Source organism: Atopomonas sediminilitoris (assembly GCF_022601735.1).
Taxonomy (GTDB): Bacteria; Pseudomonadota; Gammaproteobacteria; order Pseudomonadales; family Pseudomonadaceae; genus Atopomonas; species Atopomonas sediminilitoris.
The window spans coordinates 1-16,236 of record NZ_JAKUMM010000004.1 but is presented as its reverse complement, the minus strand read 5'-3'; the positions used below and the strand labels follow the sequence as shown (position 1 = coordinate 16,236).

Annotated in this window: 12 protein-coding genes and 1 tRNA gene; 2 read left to right on the top strand and 11 right to left on the bottom strand. The window is 58.8% G+C overall.

From position 1 onward, the window contains the following. Window positions 1-145: 145 nt before the first annotated feature. The 10 genes from MKI83_RS06750 to MKI83_RS06705 all read right to left on the bottom strand — a co-directional run bounded on the left by MKI83_RS06750 (window position 146) and on the right by MKI83_RS06705 (window position 13,424). Window positions 146-676, bottom strand: coding sequence for a copper-binding protein (locus tag MKI83_RS06750; RefSeq protein WP_241584319.1), 531 nt, complete (start codon window positions 674-676; stop codon window positions 146-148). An 11-nt stretch (window positions 677-687) separates the two neighbouring features. Next, window positions 688-3,855, bottom strand: a complete 3,168-nt coding sequence (locus MKI83_RS06745) for an efflux RND transporter permease subunit (protein ID WP_241584316.1) — start codon at window positions 3,853-3,855, stop codon at window positions 688-690. After that, window positions 3,852-5,372, bottom strand: coding sequence for an efflux RND transporter periplasmic adaptor subunit (locus MKI83_RS06740; protein ID WP_241584313.1), 1,521 nt, complete (start codon window positions 5,370-5,372; stop codon window positions 3,852-3,854). The genes MKI83_RS06745 and MKI83_RS06740 overlap by 4 nt, the downstream gene beginning before the upstream one ends. After that, window positions 5,369-6,661, bottom strand: a complete 1,293-nt coding sequence (locus MKI83_RS06735) for a TolC family protein (protein WP_241584310.1) — start codon at window positions 6,659-6,661, stop codon at window positions 5,369-5,371. The genes MKI83_RS06740 and MKI83_RS06735 overlap by 4 nt, the downstream gene beginning before the upstream one ends. A gap of 79 nt (window positions 6,662-6,740) precedes the next feature. Beyond that, window positions 6,741-7,172, bottom strand: coding sequence for a hypothetical protein (locus MKI83_RS06730; RefSeq protein WP_241584308.1), 432 nt, complete (start codon window positions 7,170-7,172; stop codon window positions 6,741-6,743). 123 nt (window positions 7,173-7,295) lie between these two features. Beyond that, entirely contained in the window at window positions 7,296-7,541 is a 246-nt protein-coding gene (locus MKI83_RS06725; protein ID WP_241584305.1) for a DUF6868 family protein, read from the bottom strand. A gap of 10 nt (window positions 7,542-7,551) precedes the next feature. Continuing rightward, a complete protein-coding gene (locus tag MKI83_RS06720; RefSeq protein ID WP_241584302.1) occupies window positions 7,552-8,487 on the bottom strand; it encodes a chemotaxis protein CheV in 936 nt (311 codons plus the stop codon). 141 nt (window positions 8,488-8,628) lie between these two features. Further along, window positions 8,629-10,188 (bottom strand): FGGY-family carbohydrate kinase, encoded by a 1,560-nt coding sequence (locus tag MKI83_RS06715; protein WP_241584300.1) that lies wholly within the window; start codon window positions 10,186-10,188, stop codon window positions 8,629-8,631. A 38-nt stretch (window positions 10,189-10,226) separates the two neighbouring features. Beyond that, the gene (locus MKI83_RS06710; protein ID WP_241584297.1) at window positions 10,227-11,825 is read right to left on the bottom strand and encodes a glycerol-3-phosphate dehydrogenase/oxidase; all 1,599 of its coding nucleotides are present in this window, start codon (window positions 11,823-11,825) and stop codon (window positions 10,227-10,229) included. A gap of 3 nt (window positions 11,826-11,828) precedes the next feature. Further along, complete coding sequence (locus tag MKI83_RS06705) at window positions 11,829-13,424, bottom strand: FAD-binding oxidoreductase (RefSeq protein ID WP_241584295.1); 1,596 nt, start codon at window positions 13,422-13,424, stop codon at window positions 11,829-11,831. Between the two features lie 126 nt (window positions 13,425-13,550). Between MKI83_RS06705 and gliR the strand changes: the two genes are divergently transcribed. Then, window positions 13,551-14,585 (top strand): AraC family transcriptional regulator GliR, encoded by a 1,035-nt coding sequence (gene gliR / locus MKI83_RS06700; protein WP_241584293.1) that lies wholly within the window; start codon window positions 13,551-13,553, stop codon window positions 14,583-14,585. Between the two features lie 59 nt (window positions 14,586-14,644). Then, window positions 14,645-14,721: transfer RNA gene (locus MKI83_RS06695), tRNA-Pro, on the top strand. A gap of 407 nt (window positions 14,722-15,128) precedes the next feature. Here MKI83_RS06695 and MKI83_RS06690 read toward each other — a convergent pair. Beyond that, window positions 15,129-15,869, bottom strand: coding sequence for a glycosyltransferase family protein (locus MKI83_RS06690; protein WP_241584291.1), 741 nt, complete (start codon window positions 15,867-15,869; stop codon window positions 15,129-15,131). Window positions 15,870-16,236: the final 367 nt, after the last annotated feature.

Genomic DNA, 16,236 nt, shown 5'->3' with positions numbered 1-16,236 from the left:
AAAAAGCCCCTGCGCACGCTTGTCGCAGGGGCTTTTTCGTTCACGCAGCAGTATTCAATCGCAAGCGATTTAACAGCAAGACGCCCAGCGCACAACTCGCCAGACATCGCTCACGCGCAGCGCGCCATGCAGTGACTCAACCTCATTACTGCTGGCTGATCTCATTGATCAGGCCATCCATGCCCTTCGCGGTAAACTTAAAGCGTACCTTGTCACCCACGCTTAAGCCCTCCAGCAATTTGGCATCGGTGACGGCAAAGCCCATGGTCATCTTCGGCCAGTTGTGGCTGGCCACTGGCTCGTGGTCGATCACCACTTGCTTACGGTCAGGCAGCAAGGCTTTGATCACGCCCTCGCCTTCGCCAGACATGCCCATATCGCCCTGTTGCATTGGCATGGCCTTTTTCATGTCACCAGACGCCATGCCGTGACCTTCGCCGTGCATGTTTTTATGCATGTCGGCCATGTCACCCATACCCTCGTGCATGTTGGCCATCTTGTCTTGCATGCCCTCTTTCATCCCCTCCTTCATCCCTTCTTGCATACCGTCAGCCATGGCGGCGGCCTCCTGTACGACGGGTGCCGCAACAGCGTCGCCGCTGTGATGCGCCGCTTCTGCGACAGCGTGAAGCGGCAGCGCCGCGCCGATGATAAAACCCAATGCGATAGCTTTCATGGTGTCTCTCCTTAGGGTTGCTCTGATTGCGCAGCGCTGATCGGTTCGGCGCTGCGTTGGGCCTCGCGGCCATGCCACAGGCGGTAAGCCGCCGGTAAAACGAACAGGGATAACAAGGGGGCGCTAAGCATGCCGCCGAGCATAGGCGCAGCGATGCGGCTCATGATTTCGCTGCCGGTGCCCGAACCCCAGAAGATCGGTGCCAAACCGGCGACGATAGTCGCCACTGTCATAGCCTTGGGGCGAATGCGCTGCACCGCGCCCTCGCGAATGGCGGCCAGCAAGCCGTCGGGCCCGCTATGCCCCAAGCTTTGCTGTTCGCGCCAGGCATTACGCAAGTACAACAGCATGATCACGCCAAACTCGGCAGCCACCCCAGCCAAGGCAATAAAGCCCACCCCCGTCGCCACCGACAGGTTGTAGCCGGCCAAGTAGATAAACCAGATGCCGCCAATCAGCGCGAACGGCAAGCTGGCCATAATCAACACGGCCTCGCCCACGCGGCTAAAGGTTAAGTACAAGAGCACGAAGATGATCATCAGCGTGGCCGGCACCACCAGTTTTAGCCGCGCATTGGCCCGCTCGATAAACTCGAACTGCCCCGAGAACGCCACGCTGACACCCGCAGGCATCTCTACTTGCTCGGCGACTTGCGCGCGCAGGTCATTAACCACCGACACTAAGTCGCGCCCGCGCACGTCGATATACACCCAGCCAGACAGCCGCGCGTTCTCGCTTTTCAGCATCGGCGGGCCGTCGGTGATCAGTACATCGGCCACCGTGCCTAAGGTGATCTGCGCGCCGCCTTGAGTGAAAATTGGCAGCTCTTTAAGCGCCGTTGGCGAGTCACGCCATTCACGCCCATAACGCAAGCTGATGGGGAAACGCGCTAACCCTTCGACCGTTTCACCAATGTTCTGCCCACCGATGGCGCCACTGACAATCGCCTGCACATCGGCGATGTTCAGGCCGTATTGCGCCGCGCGCGCGCGGTCGATCCGCACATCCAGATAGCGCCCGCCAGTTAAACGCTCGGCCAAAGCCGAACTAACCCCTGGCACCGTGCGGGCGATTTTCTCCACCTGCACGCTAACTTGGTCGATCTGATCCAGGTGATCGCCCGACACCTTGACCCCAATCGGGCTCTTGATGCCGGTGGCCAGCATATCGATGCGGTTACGAATCGGCGCAATCCACAGGTTCGCCAAGCCCGGCACTTGCACGGCGCGGTCGAGTTCTTCCACCAGTTTTTCCGGCGTCATGCCCGCGCGCCACTGCTCGCGCGGTTTGAACTGGATGATGGTTTCAAACATCTCCAGTGGTGCCGGGTCGGTGGCGCTTTCCGCGCGGCCCGCCTTACCAAACACCCGATGCACCTCAGGCACGGTTTTGATCAAGCGGTCGGTTTGCTGCAACAACTGCGCGGCCTTTTGCGCCGACAGCCCCGGCAAAGCACTGGGCATATACAGCAGGTCGCCTTCATCGAGCGGCGGCAAAAACTCCCCGCCGAGTTTGGACAGCGGCCAAGCCGTGGTCGCCAACAACAAGGCGGCGACGACCAAGGTGGTTTTCGGCCGAGCCAGCACCTTATCCAGCAGCGGCTGATACACGCGAATCAACCCACGATTGAGCGGATTGGCGGTTTCGCTGGGAATCTTGCCGCGAATCCAGAAGCCCATCAGCACCGGAATCAGGGTCACCGCTAACGCGGCCGAGGCTGCCATGGCGTAAGTTTTGGTGTAGGCCAGCGGGGCGAATAAGCGGCCCTCTTGCGCCTGTAAGGTAAATACTGGGACGAACGACAAGGTGATGATCAGCAGGCTGAAAAACAGCGCCGGACCGACCTCCTCGGCCGCCTGCGTGATCACCCGCCAATGCGCCTCACCTTTGAGCACTTCGCCCGGGTGGGCGTGCTGCCAAGCTTCAAGCTTTTTGTGCGCGTTCTCGATCATCACCACGGCGGCATCGACCATAGCGCCCACGGCAATCGCAATGCCGCCGAGGGACATGATGTTGGCGTTAATCCCCTGCGCCTGCATCACGATAAACGCTACTAACACCCCCACCGGCAGCGAAATGATCGCCACTAGGGATGAGCGCAGATGCCACAAAAACAACGCGCAAATCAGCGCCACCATCAAGAACTCTTCCAGCAGCTTGCTCTTGAGGTTAGCCACCGCACGATCGATCAAACCGCTGCGGTCATAGGTGGTGACGATCTCCACGCCCTCGGGCAGGCTGCTTTGCAGTTCGACCACTTTGGCCTGCACGGCGGCTAAGGTGCTGCGCGCGTTTTTGCCGCTGCGCAAAATCACCACGCCGCCGACCGCCTCGCCCTCGCCGTTCAACTCGCCGATGCCACGACGCATTTCTGGCCCTAGCTGAATGTGCGCGACATCGCCCAATAACAACGGCACGCCGTTGCTGTCCAAGCGCAGCGGTATCTCACGAAAATCAGCCACGTTTTGCAGGTAACCCGAGGCGCGCACCATGAACTCCGCCTCGCCCAGCTCCAGCACGCTGCCGCCGGTTTCTTGGTTAGCACGATTGATCGCCTCGGCCACTTGCTGTTGGCTCACCCCGCGACTGGCCATGCGGATGGGGTCGAGCAACACCTGATACTGGCGCACCATGCCGCCAATACTGGCCACCTCGGCGACGTTCTCTAGGCTGATCAACTCGTAGCGCAAGAACCAATCTTGCAGGGCGCGCAGCTGTGCGAGGTCATGTTTGCCGCTGCGATCCACCAGCGCGTACTGATAAATCCAACCGACACCCGTGGCATCCGGCCCGAGGCTCGGTTGCACACCAGCCGGCAGACGACCCTGCACTTGGTTTAAGTACTCCAACACCCGCGAACGCGCCCAATACAGATCGGTACCGTCTTCAAACAGCACATACACGAAGCTGTCGCCGAAGAAGGAAAACCCGCGCACGGTACTCGCCCCCGGCACTGACAACATGGTCGAGGCCAGCGGATAAGTGACTTGGTTTTCGACCAGTTGCGGCGCTTGGCCCGGGTACGAGGTGCGGATAATCACCTGCGTGTCGGATAAGTCCGGCAGTGCGTCGATGCCGGTGTTTTGCACCGACCACACCCCCCACGCGCTGGCAAACAGCGTGGCCAGCAGCACCAGTAAGCGGTTATGCACCGACCAGCGAATGATCGCCGCAATCATGGCTGCACCTGCTCAGAGCGAGTGTCTGCGTGCCCGGCATGCGGGTCTTGGGTAAGTTTTTCCACCTGCATCAGGGTAGGCCCAGCGTCACCTAAGCTGACCCCCACGCGTACTTTATCGCCGACTTGCAGACCGTGTTTAAGCGCCGGATCAGCCAGCGGAAAGCCCATGATCATGCCCGGCATATCCAAACTGACAAACGGGCCGTGATCCAGCAGCAGGCTGCGGTCTTCAATCGCCAAAATGCTGGCCTCTGCGGTGTGCAGGGTTTGCCCGTGGCTGGCGGATTTTTCCAGCGACTGCGCCAAAATGCCGCGCAAACTGGCCTCGGAATCAATCAAGAATTGCCCCGAACGCACCACCTGTTGACCGGCGTTAAGGCCCGCTAATACCTCGACACCTTGGCGGGTTTCACGGCCAAGGGTGACTTCCACAGGGCGAAAGCGGCCATCGTCTTCGGCCAACATCACCAATGCGCGACGCCCTGTGCGGATCACTGCTTCGCTGGGTATCGCCAAAGCCTCACCATCATCACGGCGCAGGCGTACTTGCGCGGTCATGCCCGGGCGCAGTTGCCGCTCGGGGTTGGCTAACTCCACGCGCACGCGCACGGTGCGGCTGTCTTGATTGGCTTGCGGCAACACGGCGGCAATCTTGCCTTCTAGCATTTGTCCCGGCAGTGCCGGCAGGCGTGCGGTGACGGCTTGCCCAGCCGCTAAGGTGCTCGCTTCGGCTTCTGGCACGGCCACTTCCAACCACACGCTGGCCAACGCGTTGATACGCGCCAAGGTTTGCCCGGTGCTGAGGGTCATGCCCTCACGCACCTCAAGGGTTTCAATCACCCCGGCCAGCGGGCTGCGTACCGTCCACACATGTTGCAGGCGGCCGGTTTTTTCCAGCTGGGCAATCATCTCAGCGGGCAAGCCAGCCAAGCGCAAACGCTGGCGCGCGGCGCTGAGTAGCTCTGGCTCACCCAGGCCACGCAAAGCCAAGTATTCCTGCTGCGGCGCACTCCAAGCCGGCACGAGCAAGTCCACCAAGGGCTCACCGGCGCTGATGACATCTTCTGGCGCATGGGGGTAAATGCGCTCGACAAAGCCCTCGGCGCGCGCCTGCACCACGGCCAAATCACGAGCATTAAATTGCAGGGTGCCGACCACATCCAACTCGCCGCCCAGCGCCCTGCGCTCGACCGTCGCTAAACGCATGCCGAGGTTCTGAGTGATGCTCGGGTCGATGCGCACACTGGCACCATCGTCACCGCTGTCGGCGTAGCGCGGTACTAGGTCCATGTCCATAAACGGTGATTTGCCGGGCTGGTCGAACTTTTGCTGCGGGTACATTGGGTCGTACCAATACAGCACCTCACGCTCGGCTTGTTCTGCCACCTTAGCGGTGGGCGCCGCGTGTTCGGCATGCGACTCAGTATTGGGCTCTGCATTGGACTCGGCAGCCAATGCTGAAGCACTGAGCAGCATGCTCAGCACGCCGAGATTAAAATAAGCGTATCGTTTCATGGCTGCGCCTCCGTGGCTTTAGGGTGATATAGCGCTGGCTCTTGATGCTGTGGATCAAAGGCGAAATACAGCGCCGCATTGGTCAAGGACTGCTGCTCGCGCAGGTCGATGTCGCGCAACTGGGTTTCGATCAGTTCACGCCGCGCGGCGATCACCTCCGTCAAGCTGCCCTGCCCGCCGCGGTAATCCGCCAGTGCTAACTGCGCGCGTTGTGTCGCCAAAGGCAACAGGGTTTGCTCGCTGCGCCGCACCGCCAATTGCAGGCGCTCTAGCTCGGCCAAGCCCTGCTCCAACTCGGCTTGTAATTGCAGACGCAGATCGTCACGTTGCGCTTGGGTTTGGCTTAGCCTTGCCTGCTCTGCGGCAATCCGTGGGCCTTGGCGGCTGCCGACAAACAAAGGCAGATCCATCGACACCTGCAGACTGACCATGTCGCCAAAGGCTGGATCACGGTTCTGATAGGCCACTTCCCAAGCCCAATCCGGGGTTTTGTCCGCCACGGCCAAGGCAACGTCCGCCTCAGCACCGCGCGTTTGCGCCGCCGCAGTGCGCAGTGCCGGATGCTGCAATAAGGCCTGACGGTAGCGCGCACGCTGCACCGGCCACTGTGGCCAGCCGCCCTCAACAGCAGGGGCTGGGCTGGCAGTCCAACGCGCGAGTTGGGCGAGATTTTGCTTGCGTTGCGCGTGCAGTGCGTCTTGCTGTTCGTGCAACAACGCCGCTTGCTGGCGAGGCACCAAGCGCTCGGCCGCCAAACCTAGCCCTGCTGCCAAACGCACCTGCACTGCTTTATCGAGCAAGCGGTTTTCTTTGATCAGGGCGGGAAACAACGCCAAGCGCTGCTCACTGGCCCACGCCCGTAGCCACGCTGCGGCGGTTTGCGCAGCCACGCTTTGCGCCTGAAAGTGCGCCGCCGCCTGGGCACTGCCGAGCGTCGCATCAGCTTGCTGCTGCCAGGCCGCACGTTTGGCGCGACTGGGCACCTCTTGCATTAAGCCAAGCATTTGCATGGTCATCGGCTCGCGATCTAGGCGAAAACGCTGATCGTTTTCTACAGGGACGTTTTGCACCCCCAATTTGAGTACTGGATCAGGCAAGGCAGCCGCAGGGATACGTGCTTGCTCGGCGGCGTCCACGCCGGCCGCCGTGGCCTTTAGACTCGGCGCCTGCGCCAAGGCTTGTTGCAAGGCTTGGTCAAGGGTTAGCGCCAAGCTTGCCTGGCTGGCCAACAAGAGTACGCCCAGCGCCAACACGCGCGGCACAACGGGCGAAGAAAAGATAACGCTCATGGTTCAACATCCTGTGATAACACGGCATAGCCGCAGACAAGCCGTCAGCAGTACCGACGACTTAGCCAATCAATCAGGATCAGTGTTGCGGGGGGCGCAGCAAGGCAGCCACAGGCGCGCTGCTTAGCTCAGCATTAAAGGCGTTTAGCCAGTGAGGGCTATTGAAGACGTGCAGTGTGGGTAGCTGGGTCAGCAAGACGCTGTGCACCGGCTGGCAATCCAGTCCCATCGGGCAGCCATCATCCGCTGTGCTGGCAAGTTCGTCGGCATTGGCCGCCGTTTGCACAGAGCTATCAGCGCCTTGGCAGCAATCCATACTGGCCTCTCCAGCCTGCATACCGGCGTGATGAGCACTGTGGCTGGCGGGCAGCATAGACATGTTTTGGTTCGCCATTTGTGCTGCTTGCAAGCTGCCCGGCATGCTGCACTTAGCCACAGCCGACAGCCCAGCCGCCACCACATTGGTGGACAAGCACAGGGCAATCAAGGCGGCAGCGAGGTATCGCAGCATGGGCAGGTCGTCGCTCAGGTCTAAAGTAAGCAAATCTAAAGCAATCTATTTTCAGCAAGCCGCTTTTTGTTTGCAGCTTGGTAGCTTTTTACTGACTACTAGGGGTGCAGGCTAACCCTTACCCTAGGTCAAGCTCAAGGCCACTAATGGCACCAAATTAAACACCAGCAGCAACAATTTATAGTTGCCCAGATAGCGGAAATACTCACGCGGTAAATCCGCTTGCGGCACGCCCAATAACTGGCTGTGTAACCGCGCGATGGGCGTGCGCCAGCGCCATAAACACAGCGTTGCCAGTAGCAATAAAACGCTATTGATTAACGTGCACAGAGCGAAAAAATCGACCAACGCGGCTTTATCCAACAACATAACCGCACCGTTACTCGATGCTGGTCAGGCTGGATAACCGCTTGCTGACCGCATCAACCAATTTGTCGGGCTGAAATTTGGATAAAAAGTCATTGCAGCCGACCTTCTGCACCATGGCCAAGTTGAAGTTGCCAGACAGCGAGGTATGCAACACCACGTACAAGTCGGCCAAGCGCGGATCGCTGCGAATTTCTGTGGTGAGACGATAACCATCCATCTCCGGCATTTCCGCGTCGGTAATCACCATCAACAGCTTATTGGGAACATCTTCGCCGGCATCGGCCCAGTCTTTAAGCAAGCGCAATGCTTTCAGGCCATCGCTCACAGCATGAATTTTCAGATTGAGCTGGCGCAAGGTATCGCGCATTTGCATCAACGCTGTGCTGGAGTCATCCACCAACAAAATCTCTCGACCATGTGCGGTGGCCAGTGTTGGGTCTTGCAGGCGCGCCTCTGAAACGCGGGTGTTGTAGGGCATGATCTCTGCCAATACTTTTTCCACGTCGATAATTTCGACCAGCTTGTCTTCCACTTTGGTGATGGCGGTGAGGTAATGATTACGCCCGGCGCCATCGGGTGGCGGCATCACGGTATCCCACGTCAGGTTGATGATGCGGTCCACCCCGCCGATCAAGAACGCCTGCACTGAGCGGTTGTATTCGGTGACGATAATGGTGCTGTTGGCTTCTGGCTGAATCGGCCGCATGCCGATGGCTTGCGACAAATCGATCACCGGAATGGTGTGCCCGCGCAAGTGCACCACGCCTACCACGCAGCGATGCCGTTGCGGCATTTGCGTGAGCTTGGGCATTTGCAGCACTTCCTGCACTTTGAACACGTTGATGGCGAACAACTGTCGGCCACTCAAGTGGAACATGAGGATTTCGAGCCGGTTCTCACCCACCAGCCGTGTACGCTGATCCACGTTATGCAGAACGCCAGACATGCTTAACCCTCCAATCACTACAGGCAAAGTGTAGTCGCTAGCTTGATTAAGCGTGCAAATCGGCGGCGCAAACAGAATCTTTAATCGCCATGGCCGCTAGAACGCTGCTGATTCAGCCAGCAAGCCGCTCTAGCGCAAGGCTTAGCGCGGGTAGCCAGTGATATCACGAATGCTCATATACAAAGGCTTAAGCTGCTTGTACATGCGCAGGTATACCTCTTTATACAAGCGCTGGTAGGTCGCGCTGGCTTGTGGATTGGGCTGAAACACATCACCAACCCGCGTCATGGCGCTGATCGCACTGGGGTAATCTGGGTGCAATCCCAACCCAACCGCGCAGTCGATGGCCGCGCCTAAACCGGACGTCTCATAAATATGCGGCCGCTCCGCGGGAATGCCGAAGATATCCGCCGTGAGCTGCATCGCCGCATCACTTTGCGAGCCGCCGCCGGACACGCGCAGGCGGCGAATTTTCACCCCTGAGCGTTTTTCAATGTTCTCTTTGCCTTGCCGTAGCGCGTAAGCCAAGCCTTCAAGAATGGCGCGATAGACATGCGCACGGGTGTGCACATCGCCAAAACCAATGATCGCGCCTTTGGCCTCCGGCCCCGGCTCGCGCACGCCCGGCGACCAATACGGCTGCAACATCAAGCCCATCGAACCTGGCGGCACCGAGTTCACCAAGGTATCGAACAGCTGCTCGGGCGCCACCCCCAGCTCCTGCGCCTTTTGTTGTTCGCGCAAGCCAAATTCGCGTTTGAACCAGCTGACCATCCAAAAGCCCCGGTAGATCATCACCTCGGTGTTGTAGTGATCTGGCAGCGCCGCAGGGTATGGCGGCATAAAGGGGATGGTTTCTAAATAGCGGGCGGTGGTGGTGTTGATGGTGGCCGTGGTGCCATAAGACAAGCAGCCTACCGAAGGCTCGCTACCGCCCGCGCCGATCACCTCGCAGGCTTTATCCGACGCCGCGGCAATCAACGGCAACCCTTCGGGTATGCCGGTGTGGGCGCTGGCTTCAGCGCTGATTAAGCCCAGCACTTCACCGGGCTTATGCAGACGCGGCAATTGGCTGCGCTTGACCGGCAAAGCCTGCCACTTCCAGTCTGAGTCTTTGGCCCAATCCAGACGTTTAAAGTCAAACGGCAGATAGCCCACGCAGCAGCCAACGGAGTCCACGTACTCGCCCGTCAGCCGGTAACTGAGGTAGCCCGACAGCAACAGATATTTGGCGGTTTTGTGCCAAATCTCCGGTTGATTTTGCGCAATCCAATTGGCGTGTGCTTGGGCACGAAAAGCGTTGATGGTGTCGGTCAAACCAGCCAAGCGAATCAACCAGCCCCACGGCCCACGAATGCGGCCTTGAACCTCAGCATGGCGCTGGTCCATCCACACCGTGGCGGGGCGCAGTGGTTTGCCGTCGGCGTCCAAGTTAATCAAGGTGCCACGCTGGGTTGTCAGCGCCACGCCTTTGATTAAGCGGCGATCGATATCAACGCTTTGCCACAGCTGCTGACAGGCCTCGCCCAAGGTTTGCCAGTAATACTCCGGATGCTGCTCGGCCCAGTTGGGCTCGGTGGAGAAATACGGTTCGATTTCCACTTTGCCCTTGGCCAATAAATTACCGGCCACATCAAACAACAAGGCGCGCACACTTTGCGTGCCGTTATCGATGGATAAAAGGTAGGCATCACGCTGCATAGTGGTCCTCAGCCGGCATCTTGCTGGCGGGCAATGAATTAAGCACGAATGGATTCTGGCAGGCTGTAGCTGGTGTGCCACAGCTTAAGGTAGGCCGCTTGCTCGCTGGCCCAGCGCGCGCCATCCCAGCCCAGTAACGGCTGGCAGAGTGTCTGTATCGCCGGCAGCCACGCTTGGCCACCGTGCGGCAACAACAAACCGAGGCGCGTGCGGCGCAGCAATAAGTCATCCAGATGCAGCACCAACTCATGCTCAGCGGCCCAAGCCAACTCAGCCCACAGCGTTTGCGTATGCGCCACGCAGGCGCTGCCATGCTGCGCCAACCAAGCGGCCAACTGCGCCGTGTCACGCCCATAGCGGCCGTGTAAACGCTGCGCCGCTTGCGGGCTCAGAGGCAGCTCTGCCGGCGCCACCTCGGCAAACACGCGGCTGCCGTGATCGCTCACCGCTTTGCCGGTAAAGGCGCTGCACGCGTTGAGCACTTCCAAGGCCAGCAAACGGAAGGTGGTCAGCTTGCCGCCGGCTAACGTCACGCAGCCAGGTTCAACCCACAAGGCATGCTCGCGGGTTTCATCCGAGGGCTTTTTATTGGCCGCCTCATCATCACTAACCACCGGACGCACCCCCGCCCATGTCGCCAGCACATCCGCCGCCGCCACTTTGGCCGTGGGGAACTGCTGCGCACAGGCGGCCAGTAAGTAGTCCACCTCGGCCGCGCTGATCGCCGCATCACGGTTCAGCGGCTGTTGGTGGTCCAAGTCGGTGGTGCCAATCACGGTCACCCCTTCCCACGGAAAAACAAACACCGGGCGCTTGTCTGCCGCGTGCATAAAGCTAAAGGCATGCGCCACCGGCAAGCGCCAGGCTGGCAGCACTAAGTGGCTACCGCGCAGCGGGCGGATATGTTCGCGGCGATTGGCTTTGCCGCGTAACTCATCGGCCCACGCCCCTGTGGCCAACGCCACGGCCTTGCTGCGCAGCTGATAGTGACGACCCGTTTCGCGATCAAGCACCTGTAAGCCACGCACCGCACCTTGCTCGCGGGTTAATTGCTCGACCTGCATGGCATTGATGGCGACGCCGCCTTCGGCACGCGCCTCACTCAGCACACGCATGACCAAACGCGCATCGTCGGTGACCGCATCCTGAAAGGCAGTGGCCCCGGTTAAACCTGCCGTTTTGATCTGCGGGGCCAAGTACGGCAACGCTGAGGACGGATGAAATCGATGCAAGCGCTGGCCAGCCAAGGCGTCATACACACTCAGCAAGGTGCCAAACAGTGCCGGCCCCGGAAACGCGCCACGATAATGCGCGAACAAAAACGGCAGTGGATCGACCAAACCCGGCGCCTCGGCCAACAAGCGCTGACGCTCGCGCACCGAGTCGCGGGTTAAGCCAAGCTGCCCTTTAGCCACATAACGCAGACCACCGTGCACCATCTTGGAAGAGCGACTCGAGGTACCCCAAGCAAAGTCGCGCTGCTCCAGCAGCAAGCAGCGCCAACCGCGCCGCGCCGCTTCGCGCAGAATGCCCGCGCCGGTGATCCCGCCACCGACCACGATCAGGTCCCACTCGGGTTGTTCGATCTGCGTCAGCGTCTGATCGCGCCACGCGGCATTCCATGCTGGCTTCGACATGCGTTAGTCCTGCAACAACTTGCCCGGATTCAGGCGCTGATCAGGGTCAAAGTGCTTGGCCAAGGCGCGCAACGTCGCCATCCCCAGCGGGCCCTTTTCCACCGGCAGGTAAGGGGCGTGATCGGCCCCCACGCCGTGCTGATGGCTGATGGTGCCACGGTTATTCACGATCAACTCGCTGGTGGCGTACTTGAGCTTTTTCCAGCGCGCTAAGGTTTGCGCGTAGCTGCTACCGGGGCGGAACACGTACGAGGTGTAAATGCTCGAACCCTGCCCGTACACGTGCGACAAGTGAGTAAAGACGTGGACTTGCTCGCCTTCATCGCGCAGCGCTTCGCGCAGGCTGGTTTCCATGGTGTTGAGCAAGCTATCGACATTGCTCCAATCGGTGGCGGTTTCCAGCGTGTCGACCACATAGCCGGCTTGCCACAAGGTTTCGCGCAGATACGGGAGACGGAAGCGTTTTTCTTCCCACTTACGCCCCAGCAAGGTGCCGGTAAACACGCCGCCATAAGGTTTACACAGACGCTTGACCTGCTTCAGCGACGCCGCATTCTGCGTACGGTTGCCCGTTAAGCCAAACATCAGCATGCACTTACCTTCAGCCGCACCGCGCAGCTTGAGGTACTTCTCCAACAAGCCGATTTCACGCGGATGCCCAGCCAAGGCCAGTTGGGTTTCGGTTTCGATGGCGTTGGACAAGCGCAGCATCGACAGCGGGATTCTGGCCTGCGTTAACGCGCGAATACCGGCCAACGCTTGCTTCCACGCCGGCATAAACACGGCGTAGAAGTTTTCTTGCTCGGCCAAGGGCGTGACGCGCACCTTAACCTCAGAAATGATCCCGAAGCGCCCCTCACTGCCGAGCACCACTTCACGCAAGTCCGGCCCAGCCGAAGAAGCCGGAATGGTCGGTATCTCCATAGGCCCGGCAAAGGTTTCCAGCGTACCGCCAGCAAACAATTGCTCAATGCGACCATAACGCAGCGATTGCTGGCCACTGGAGCGACTGGCTACCCAGCCACCCAAGGTCGACAGCTCCCACGACTGCGGAAAATGCCCCAAGGTGTAACCTTTGGCGCGCAACTGCGCTTCTACTTGCGGGCCATTGGCGCCCGGACCAAAGGTGGCGAGCTGACTGTCTTTATCCAGATCAATCAGTTGCACCATGCGCTCCAGCGACACCGTCAGTACCGGCTTGTCACCCGCATCGGGGTTGATATGCCCCGCCACAGAAGTGCCGCCACCGTAAGGAATCACAATCACATCATGCGCTTGCGCATAGGCCAACACAGTACGGATATCGTCTTTGCTCTCGGGATACGCCACGCCATCGGGGAACACACCAAAAGCGCCCTCGCGCATCGCCAGCCAATCCGGCAAGCTCTGCCCACGGGCATGACGCACTCGCTCACCGGCATCAAGGTTCACCAATGGATGCTCCGGCAAACGGCTCGCCGGCACTTGGGCAACCACACTCGCCCACTGCGCATCAGGCAAGTGCTGGCCCGCGCCAATGCGCTGCGCCAAAAACTGCTGCCCGTGTGCAGGCAACGGCATATCGTTAGCCTCATCTCCCCAACCATTCCAGCGGCGCATGGCGACTCCTTTAAGCAAAGCATTCAAGTCAAACAACAGTGATGCTTATACTAAGCGCCGCAACGCTGGCGTCACTGTCTAATCACGACAGCCGCTGTGCCGAATAACGACAAAAGACCAAACCGCATGCAATCACTGGGCTACACCTCGGTTCCCGCCGTTCATAAGTACCTACGCCAAGCCGAACAGTTGGGCATCGACAGCCAAGCCGCTATCGCCCGCGCGGGGATTGATGCCGACTTACTCAGTGACAACAGCCAACGCATCAGCGGTGAAGCGCTCGAAAAACTTCTTCTCGACTTGATCGAGCAAGGCCAAGACCCTTTATTTGGCCTGCACAGCGCGCAATTTGTGCAACCCGGCTCATGGAGCGTGCTCGGCTACATCACCATGAACTGCGCCACCATCGGCCAAGCTATCGAACGCATCGCGCCGTATGAAAAACTCGTCGGCGACATGGGCACCAGCCATATCGAACCGCACGACAAGGCGATTTTTCTCTACTGGCAATGCCGCCACCAACATCCGCTGGTGCGCCGCCACATGGTCGAAAACGTACTGGCCTCGTGGCTGCTGTACGCCCGCTGGATTGCCGACATGCACCGCTCACCCGCTGAAGTCTGGCTTGAGCACCCGCAACCTGAGGGCACAGATCACGCCGATTACGAAGCCTTGTTCGGTTGCCCCGTGTTATTTGCGCAAAATAAAAGCGGCTTGCTGATCCCGCATGAATACCTGCAAGCCCCGATGCGCCAAGCCGACGCCAACCTACTGCGCACCCTCGAAGAACACGCACTGAGCCTGATGGCCGAACTGGATGACGAAGAGCCACTGCCGGTGCGGGTAAAAAACACCCTGCGCTTATTGCTCAAAGACGGCCTACCACGTAAAGAAAAGGTCGCCGAGCGCTTCAACATGACCGTGCGCACCCTGCAGCGCCACCTGCAACAAGCCGATACCAGCTACCAAAGCATTCTCGATCAACTACGCCAAGAGCTGGCTGAGCATTACTTGTTACAGACCGACTTGGCGATCCAAGACATCGCCCAATACCTAGGTTTTAGCGAGCCACGCTCTTTCCACCGCAGCTTCAAAACCTGGACCGGACAAACGCCTGGCGACTACCGCCAAAACCGCAAAAGCGCGCCGCCACACAACTAAAAATTTAAACCTAAGCCCTTGTGTGCAAAAACTTTTTCAGTAAAATGCCCGAGCACAAACGGAGTGTAGCGCAGCCTGGTAGCGCGTCTCGTTCGGGACGAGAAGGTCGCTGGTTCGATTCCAGTCACTCCGACCAAACCCAAAAAAACCGCCCTCGTGGCGGTTTTTTTATGTCGGCGGGATTGGCGTGACTAGAGAGAGGGGCTACAGGGGTCGGAGTGGTTTATTTTTAACCACTGGCCGGCTAGAGCCTCGATAGCTTACTGATCGTCCCAAGGTCATTGCTATCGAATCCCGAAAGCGATCTGTTATGGCTCAATGATTCCGCGCCCCCGAAGAAGCGTTAAAAGCCATTAACCGTCAAAGCATCACGCCAACACCAAGCCAACGCAAAACGTAGGGCGGGTTAGCCGAAGGCGTAACCCGCCAAGCGATGGTTAAACCCACGCAAAAGCCATGTTATACGCCACAACATCCACACCCAGTCCATATCGAGAGCAAAGCCCGCGCGGGTCAAATGACCCGCCCTACAGGGCTAGCTCATCAAGGCGAGCGCCTAAGCGCTCGAAAGCGATCACGACGCCGCTTGTTCCAGAGGCTCAATCGCCTTGCCAAAAAACGCATTCGCCAGTCGACTCGTTTCTCTACCGCCTCGGTCACGCGCTGCACGTCGTGCGGAAAGTCGATATCGTCTGTTTCGTCATGAACTTCTATGAACAGCGTACTTTCAACGTAGTGGCCATCATTGGGCAGGCCCGCCATCCTGCGATATAGCGCCCAAAAACTTTGCTGGCCAGTGCACTCGTAGTCAGCCACGCACTGGTTTAGCACATCAGAAAAACGTGCTTTGTCGTGCCACGCAATACGTACAGCAAACAATTCACCATAGTTCTTAAAAGTAAAAGCACTACGCCCGCTGCGGCCAAAAAAATGCGTTCCTGCTGTATTCATCACTCGCCCAAAGACAGCATCAGAGTAATAAACATCACTATAAAGCACTACCAAATCGCCGCCCTGCCATGCATTCAAAACACTAAGAACACTGTGCGCTTTAGTAGCAAAACAGGTAGGCACCAACTTATTAACAGGTAACGCATCAAAAAGAGCTCCCAGAGTCAAGATATAGGTCGCGTGTTCGCCGTGCTCTTGGCACAAGCGCACCGTCCGACCAATAAGCGCTTCACCCCGCACGTTAATAAATTGCTTGGGCGTTTCCATATAATTAGCCCAACGCTCGTGCTTAGCCCCGCTCTCAGCCGCTAAAATAAAAACAGTTAGTTGCATACTTAACACCTTGACACATAGCGAACAGCCCGCACACCATAGCGCCCACTACTTCTTTCATCGACAGCGCTGATTAGCCGCGACGCATTCTACTCGAACTGCCTGCGTTAAGTGCATACGCAGTGCGTCACAGACGAGACCTGCGGTCATGCGTCCCCCCATCGCCCAGCCCACCACGCTGCGCGGGTACTAAACCAGTGTCCATTTTTTGTTGACCACAACACCATTGATCTTGCCCCGCTCCAGTGGACACCTCGTTAAGCGATAAACTGCAACGAAAAAAGGGGACCAAAAAAGGGGACAGATTTATTTTACGGGTTTGTTTGGGCTTTGGGGCGCCCCTGCCCCCTTTGCTCAATTCGAATGC

Excerpts from the sequence above, each read along its gene's own strand:
- MKI83_RS06750 (WP_241584319.1), bottom strand. The coding sequence starts at position 676 with ATGAAAGCTATCGCATTGGGTTTTATCATCGGCGCGGCGCTGCCGCTT.
- MKI83_RS06745 (WP_241584316.1), bottom strand. The coding sequence starts at position 3,855 with ATGATTGCGGCGATCATTCGCTGGTCGGTGCATAACCGCTTACTGGTG.
- MKI83_RS06740 (WP_241584313.1), bottom strand. The coding sequence starts at position 5,372 with ATGAAACGATACGCTTATTTTAATCTCGGCGTGCTGAGCATGCTGCTC.
- MKI83_RS06735 (WP_241584310.1), bottom strand. The coding sequence starts at position 6,661 with ATGAGCGTTATCTTTTCTTCGCCCGTTGTGCCGCGCGTGTTGGCGCTG.
- MKI83_RS06730 (WP_241584308.1), bottom strand. The coding sequence starts at position 7,172 with ATGCTGCGATACCTCGCTGCCGCCTTGATTGCCCTGTGCTTGTCCACC.
- MKI83_RS06725 (WP_241584305.1), bottom strand. The coding sequence starts at position 7,541 with ATGTTGTTGGATAAAGCCGCGTTGGTCGATTTTTTCGCTCTGTGCACG.
- MKI83_RS06720 (WP_241584302.1), bottom strand. The coding sequence starts at position 8,487 with ATGTCTGGCGTTCTGCATAACGTGGATCAGCGTACACGGCTGGTGGGT.
- MKI83_RS06715 (WP_241584300.1), bottom strand. The coding sequence starts at position 10,188 with ATGCAGCGTGATGCCTACCTTTTATCCATCGATAACGGCACGCAAAGT.
- MKI83_RS06710 (WP_241584297.1), bottom strand. The coding sequence starts at position 11,825 with ATGTCGAAGCCAGCATGGAATGCCGCGTGGCGCGATCAGACGCTGACG.
- MKI83_RS06705 (WP_241584295.1), bottom strand. The coding sequence starts at position 13,424 with ATGCGCCGCTGGAATGGTTGGGGAGATGAGGCTAACGATATGCCGTTG.
- gliR (WP_241584293.1), top strand. The coding sequence starts at position 13,551 with ATGCAATCACTGGGCTACACCTCGGTTCCCGCCGTTCATAAGTACCTA.
- MKI83_RS06690 (WP_241584291.1), bottom strand. The coding sequence starts at position 15,869 with ATGCAACTAACTGTTTTTATTTTAGCGGCTGAGAGCGGGGCTAAGCAC.